Origin of the sequence: Micromonospora sp. SD12 (assembly GCF_052068495.1) — a bacterium.
In the GTDB taxonomy this organism is placed as follows: Bacteria; Actinomycetota; Actinomycetes; order Mycobacteriales; family Micromonosporaceae; genus Micromonospora; species Micromonospora echinofusca.
Window position 1 is genome coordinate 1 of record NZ_JBQHDF010000038.1, and the last position, 4,176, is coordinate 4,176.

Annotated in this window: 1 protein-coding gene; it reads right to left on the reverse strand. The window is 74.0% G+C overall.

The genetic code is table 11. The features are described 5' to 3' along the window. A partial coding sequence (locus tag ACTMS2_RS29180; RefSeq protein ID WP_441178253.1) for an SDR family NAD(P)-dependent oxidoreductase occupies positions 1–4,176 on the reverse strand: 4,176 nt, incomplete at both ends.

Sequence of the window (4,176 nt, forward strand, 5' to 3'; positions counted from 1 at the left end):
GCACGAACGACGCCAACCGCCCAGCCTGACCCGACAGGGCACGCTCCGAACGACCCGACACCACCCACGGCACCGGCAAAGCCACGGAAGCGCCCCCGGCAGACGCCGGGACAGACTCCGGCTCCGCCGCGACCTCGGGCTCCGGCTGCTCCAGGATCACGTGCGCGTTCGTCCCCGAGATGCCGAACGACGACACACCCGCACGACGGGGACGCTCCGAATCCGGCCACGCCCGGGACTCGCTCACCAACTCGACCGCACCCGACGACCAGTCCACGTGCGACGACGGTGCGTCCACGTGCAGGGTCGCCGGCACCACACCGTGCCGCATCGCCAAGATCATCTTGATGATCCCGGCCACCCCGGCAGCCGCCTGCGTGTGACCGATGTTCGACTTCACCGACCCCAACAACAACGGCACATCCCGACCCTGCCCATACGTCGCCAACAGAGCCTGCGCCTCGATCGGATCACCCAACGTCGTACCCGTGCCGTGCGCCTCCACCACGTCCACGTCGGAGGTCGACAGACCCGCGAACGCCAGCGCCTGCCGGATCACCCGCTGCTGCGACGGACCGTTCGGCGCCGTCAAACCGTTCGACGCACCATCCTGGTTCACCGCCGAACCACGCACCACCGCCAGGATCCGGCGGCCGTCACGTTGCGCGTCCGACAGCCGCTGCACGACGAGGACGCCGACGCCCTCGCCCCACGCGGTGCCGTCCGCCGACTCGGCGAAGGCCTTGCAGCGGCCGTCCGCCGACAGCCCGCCCTGGCGGGAGAACTCGATGAAGGCGCCCGGAGTGGCCATCACCGTCACGCCGCCGGCCAGCGCGAGATCGCACTCGCCGGACCGCAGCGCCTGCGCCGCGAGGTGCAGCGCCACGAGCGACGACGAACACGCGGTGTCCACCGTCACCGCCGGCCCCTCGAACCCGAACGAGTACGCCACCCGACCCGACAACACGCTCGCGGAGGCGCCGGTCGCGCCGTAGCCGGCGAGCGACTCCCCGGCTTCGCGTACGACGGTCTCGTAGTCCTGGCCGTTCGTGCCGGCGAACACCCCGACCCGGCTGCCGCGCAGCGCGAGGGGCTCGATCCGGGCGTCCTCGAACGCCTCCCAGGAGACCTCCAGCAGCAGCCGCTGCTGCGGGTCCATGGCGAGGGCCTCGCGCGGCGAGATGCCGAAGAACTCGGCGTCGAAGCCACCCGCGTCGGCCAGGAACGCGCCCCGCGAGACGTAGGAGTCGGTTCCGGCCAGCGAATCCAGGTCCCAGTGCCGGTTGTTCGGGAAGTCCGACATCGCGTCGACGCCGGCCGTCAGCAGCTCCCAGAGGCTCTCCGGGGACTCGGCTCCGGCGGGGAAACGGCAGCCCATGCCGACGACGACGATCGGGTCGTCGCCCACGACGGGGCCGGCGACGGTGGCGGCGACCGGAAGGGCCTGCCCGCCGAGCAGTTCGGCGTGGATGTGCCCGGCCAGGGCCGCCGAGTTCGGATAGTCGAAGGCGAGCGTGCTGGGCAACGCGAGCCCCGTCGCGGCGTCGAGGCGGTTGCGCAGCTCGACGGCCGCCAGCGACGTGAAGCCGAGGTCCTGGAACGCGCGCTCCGGTGCCACCCGCTCGGCGGACTCGTGGCCCAGCACGGCGGCGACCTCGGCGCGTACGAGCTCGCCCAGGACGCGCAGCTGCTCCGTACCGGACATCGACGACAGGCGCAGACGCAGGTCGGCCGCCGGCAGGGGGGCGTCGGCGGTCACCGCCGCGCCGGCCTCGGTCAGGAGGTCGTGGACCAGCGGGTGGGCGCGCCGGCCGCCGGCCGCCGCCACCCGGGCCCAGTCGATGTCGGCCACCACGAGGTACGTCTCGTCGCGGTCCAACGCCCGCGTGAGCGCGCGTACGGCCGTCTCCGGCGCCATCGCACCGAACCCGGTGCGGCTCAGCCGCTGCTCGAAGTCGCCGGCGCTCACCCCGCCGTCGGCCCACAGGCCCCAGGCGAGCGAGGTTCCCGGCAGTCCCTCGGCGCGACGGCGCTGCGCCAGGGCGTCGAGGAAGGCGTTGCCCGGCGCGTACGTGGCCTGGCCGGCGGCACCCATGAGGCCGGCGAGCGAGGAGAAGAGGACGAACGCGGAGAGGTCCGCTCCCCGGGTCAGCTCGTCGAGGTTGCGCGCGGCGTCGACCTTCGCCCGCAGGGCGGTGGCCAGTTGGTCGACGCTCACGGCGTCGACGACGTTGTCGTCGAGGGCGGCGGCGGTGTGCATGACCGCGCTCAGCGGCAGTTCGTCGGGGATCGAGTCGAGCAGCGCCGCGAGCGCGGCGCGGTCGGCCACGTCGCAGGACGCGAGGGTGACGCGGCTGCCGAGCGCGGCGAGTTCGTCGGCGAGGGCGGACGCTCCCGGCGCCTCGCCACCCCGCCGGCTGACCAGCAGGAGGTGTTCGGCGCCTTCGGCGGCCAACGCGCGGGCGACGTGCCCGCCGAGGGCCCCGGTACCGCCGGTGATCAGCACCGTGCCGCGCGGCGTCCAGGAACCGCGGGGACCGGTGTCCCCGTACGCCGCCCGGACGAGCCGACGCGCGTGGGCGCCGTTGCCGCGCAGGGCGACCTCGTCCTCGCGGCCGGTGCCGGAGATCAGCGTCCGCAGCATGCGTACGGCGCCCTGGTCGGGCCGCTCGGGGACGTCGACGAGCCCGCCCCAGCGGTGCGGGTGCTCGGCGCGCAGCACGGTGCCGAAGCCCCACGCCATGGCCTGCACGGGGTCGACGTGCCGGTCCCGGGAGCCGACGGCGACCGCGCCACGGGTGGCGATCCAGAGCCGGGCGGTGATCCCGGCGTCGCCGAGCGCCTGCGCGAGCGCGACCGTGCCGGCGAGCCCGGTCGGCACGGAGCCGGACCCGGCGTACGGCCGGTTGTCGAGGGCCAGGAGGGAGAGCACGGGCAGCGGGTTCCCGTCCTGGCCGGTCGACGCCTCGACGAGGTCGTGGGCGAGCCGTTTCCGGTCGCACGCGGCGTCGACCTCGACGATCCGTCCGCCGGCCGCGCCCAGGGCGGTCGCCCAGTCCGTCACGACCGCGTCGGCGTCGGCCGGTACCACGAGCAGGAAGTCGGACGCCTCGGCGCGGGCGGGGTCGTCCGTGAGCGGCTGCCAGGCCACCCGGTAGCGCCAGGAGTCGAGGGCGGCCTCGGCGTCCCGGCGGCGTCGCCAGGTGGACAGTGCCGGCAGGACGTCGGCGAGCGGGGCGTCGGCGTCGACGGCCAGGCTCTCGGCGAGGGTCGTCAGGTCCTCCGCCTCGATGGCCCGCCAGAAGTCCTCGTCGGCGGCGGTACGCCGGGCGACGGGGGCGTGGTAGGAGCGCGTCCCGGCGTTGATCCAGTAGCGCCGGTGGTCGAAGGCGTACGTGGGCAGGTCGACCACGCGCGGCCGGACACCGGTCTGACCGTGGTACGCCGCCCACTCCACCGGCACACCCGCCACCCACAACTGCCCCAGCGCAGACGTCAGCGCCCCGACCTCCGGCTGATCCCGCCGCGACACCGCAACCCGCCGCACCCCGGCGTCCCCGACGATCTCCGCCACCATCGCCGTCAACGTCGCGTCCGGGCCGACCTCCAGGAACGTGTCCACACCCTGCTCCCGCAGAGCCGCCACCCCGTCGGCGAACCGCACCGCCTGCCGCACGTGCCGCACCCAGTAAGCGGGATCGGTGATCTCCGCCGCGTCCGCGAGGGCGCCGGTCACGTTCGACACGATCGGGATCTTCGGCGGCTGCCACGACAAGCCCGCCACCACAGACGCGAACTCGTCGAGCATCGGCTCCATCAACCGCGAATGGAACGCGTGACTGACCGACAACTCCTTCGTCCGCCAACCCCGCTCACGGCACGACGCCACCACCGACGCCACCTCATCGGCGGCACCCGACACCACCACCGACGCCGGACCATTCACGGCCGCGACGTCCACCGCCGCGCCCGCAGTGTCGATGAGGTCGCGCACGTCGGCCTCGGAGGCGCCGACCGCCGCCATCACCCCACCAGCCGGCAACGCCTGCATCAGACGGCCCCGCGCCGCCACCAACACACACGCATCAGCGAGGGAAAGCATCCCCGCCACGTACGCGGCCGTCACCTCACCAATCGAATGACCCGCCAGGAAATCCGCCCGCACACCCCACGACG